This window comes from Staphylococcus sp. HMSC62D11 (assembly GCF_001839145.1).
GTDB classification, from domain to species: domain Bacteria; phylum Bacillota; class Bacilli; order Staphylococcales; family Staphylococcaceae; genus Staphylococcus; species Staphylococcus lugdunensis.
Genome location: NZ_KV840190.1, coordinates 1 through 3030, shown reverse-complemented (window position 1 = coordinate 3030; position 3030 = coordinate 1). Strand labels below are relative to the sequence as shown.

General features: G+C 49.4%; 1 rRNA gene. It reads right to left on the bottom strand.

Features of this window, described 5'->3' with window-relative positions:
• Nucleotides 1-98: 98 nt before the first annotated feature.
• Nucleotides 99-3020: ribosomal RNA gene (locus tag HMPREF3267_RS06930) — 23S ribosomal RNA — on the bottom strand.
• Nucleotides 3021-3030 lie beyond the last annotated feature (10 nt).

Genomic DNA, 3030 nt, shown 5'->3' with positions numbered 1-3030 from the left:
CAGGTGTGACCTCCTTGCCATTGTCACCAGACAAGTGAATGTTATACATTCAAAACTAGATAGTAAGTAAAATTGATTTTGCGTCGCAAAACATATATTTGATTAAGTCTTCGATCGATTAGTATTCGTCAGCTCCACGTGTCGCCACGCTTCCACCTCGAACCTATTAACCTCATCATCTTTGAGGGATCTTATAACCGAAGTTGGGAAATCTCATCTTGAGGGGGGCTTCATGCTTAGATGCTTTCAGCACTTATCCCGTCCATACATAGCTACCCAGCTATGCCGTTGGCACGACAACTGGTACACCAGAGGTATGTCCATCCCGGTCCTCTCGTACTAAGGACAGCTCCTCTCAAATTTCCTACGCCCACGACGGATAGGGACCGAACTGTCTCACGACGTTCTGAACCCAGCTCGCGTACCGCTTTAATGGGCGAACAGCCCAACCCTTGGGACCGACTACAGCCCCAGGATGCGATGAGCCGACATCGAGGTGCCAAACCTCCCCGTCGATGTGAACTCTTGGGGGAGATAAGCCTGTTATCCCCGGGGTAGCTTTTATCCGTTGAGCGATGGCCCTTCCATGCGGAACCACCGGATCACTAAGTCCGTCTTTCGACCCTGCTCGACTTGTAGGTCTCGCAGTCAAGCTCCCTTATGCCTTTACACTCTATGAATGATTTCCAACCATTCTGAGGGAACCTTTGAGCGCCTCCGTTACCTTTTAGGAGGCGACCGCCCCAGTCAAACTGCCCGCCTGACACTGTCTCCCACCACGATAAGTGGTGCGGGTTAGAAAGCCAACACAGCTAGGGTAGTATCCCACCAGCGCCTCCACGTAAGCTAGCGCTCACGTTTCAATGGCTCCTACCTATCCTGTACAAGCTGTGCCGAATTTCAATATCAGGCTACAGTAAAGCTCCACGGGGTCTTTCCGTCCTGTCGCGGGTAACCTGCATCTTCACAGGTACTATGATTTCACCGAGTCTCTCGTTGAGACAGTGCCCAAATCGTTACGCCTTTCGTGCGGGTCGGAACTTACCCGACAAGGAATTTCGCTACCTTAGGACCGTTATAGTTACGGCCGCCGTTTACTGGGGCTTCGATTCGTAGCTTCGCAGAAGCTAACCACTCCTCTTAACCTTCCAGCACCGGGCAGGCGTCAGCCCCTATACATCACCTTACGGTTTAGCAGAGACCTGTGTTTTTGATAAACAGTCGCTTGGGCCTATTCACTGCGGCTCTTCTGGGCTTACACCCTAAAGAGCACCCCTTCTCCCGAAGTTACGGGGTCATTTTGCCGAGTTCCTTAACGAGAGTTCGCTCGCTCACCTTAGAATTCTCATCTTGACTACCTGTGTCGGTTTGCGGTACGGGCACCTGTTATCTATCTAGAGGCTTTTCTTGGCAGTGTGAAATCAACGACTCGAGGAAACAATTTCCTCTCCCCATCACAGCTTGACCTTATGAGTGCCGGATTTGCCTAACACTCAGTCTCACTGCTTAGACGTACAATCCAATCGTACGCTTCGCCTATCCTACTGCGTCCCCCCATCGATTAAAACGATACTAGGTGGTACAGGAATATCAACCTGTTATCCATCGCCTACGCCTGTCGGCCTCAGCTTAGGACCCGACTAACCCAGAGCGGACGAGCCTTCCTCTGGAAACCTTAGTCAATCGGTGGACGGGATTCTCACCCGTCTTTCGCTACTCACACCGGCATTCTCACTTCTAAGCGCTCCACATGTCCTTGCGATCATGCTTCAACGCCCTTAGAACGCTCTCCTACCATTGTCCAAAGGACAATCCACAGCTTCGGTAATATGTTTAGCCCCGGTACATTTTCGGCGCAGTGTCACTCGACTAGTGAGCTATTACGCACTCTTTAAATGATGGCTGCTTCTAAGCCAACATCCTAGTTGTCTGGGCAACGCCACATCCTTTTCCACTTAACATATATTTTGGGACCTTAGCTGGTGGTCTGGGCTGTTTCCCTTTCGAACACGGACCTTATCACCCATGTTCTGACTCCCAAGTTAAATTAATTGGCATTCGGAGTTTGTCTGAATTCGGTAACCCGAGAGGGGCCCCTCGTCCAAACAGTGCTCTACCTCCAATAATCATCACTTGAGGCTAGCCCTAAAGCTATTTCGGAGAGAACCAGCTATCTCCAAGTTCGATTGGAATTTCTCCGCTACCCTCAGTTCATCCGCTCACTTTTCAACGTAAGTCGGTTCGGTCCTCCATTCAGTGTTACCTGAACTTCAACCTGACCAAGGGTAGATCACCTGGTTTCGGGTCTACGACCAAATACTCAACGCCCTATTCAGACTCGCTTTCGCTACGGCTCCACATTTCCTGCTTAACCTTGCATCAAATCGTAACTCGCCGGTTCATTCTACAAAAGGCACGCCATCACCCATTAACGGGCTCTGACTACTTGTAAGCACACGGTTTCAAGTTCTCTTTCACTCCCCTTCCGGGGTACTTTTCACCTTTCCCTCACGGTACTGGTTCACTATCGGTCACTAGAGAGTATTTAGCCTTAGGAGATGGTCCTCCCAGATTCCGACGGAATTTCACGTGCTCCGTCGTACTCAGGATCCACTCAAGAGAGAATATATTTTCAACTACAGGATTATTACCTTCTTTGATTCATCTTTCCAGATGATTCGTCTAATATATTCCTTTGTAACTCCGTATAGAGTGTCCTACAACCCCAATAAGCAAGCTTATTGGTTTGGGCTCTTCCCGTTTCGCTCGCCGCTACTCAGGGAATCGATTTTTCTTTCTCTTCCTCCGGGTACTAAGATGTTTCAGTTCTCCGGGTCTGCCTTCTAACATGCTATGTATTCACATGTCGATAACACAACATAACTTGTGCTGGGTTTCCCCATTCGGAAATCTCTGGATCAATGCTTACTTACAGCTACCCAAAGCATATCGTCGTTAGTAACGTCCTTCATCGGCTTCTAGTGCCAAGGCATCCACCGTGCGCCCTTAATAACTTAATCTTCCACACTG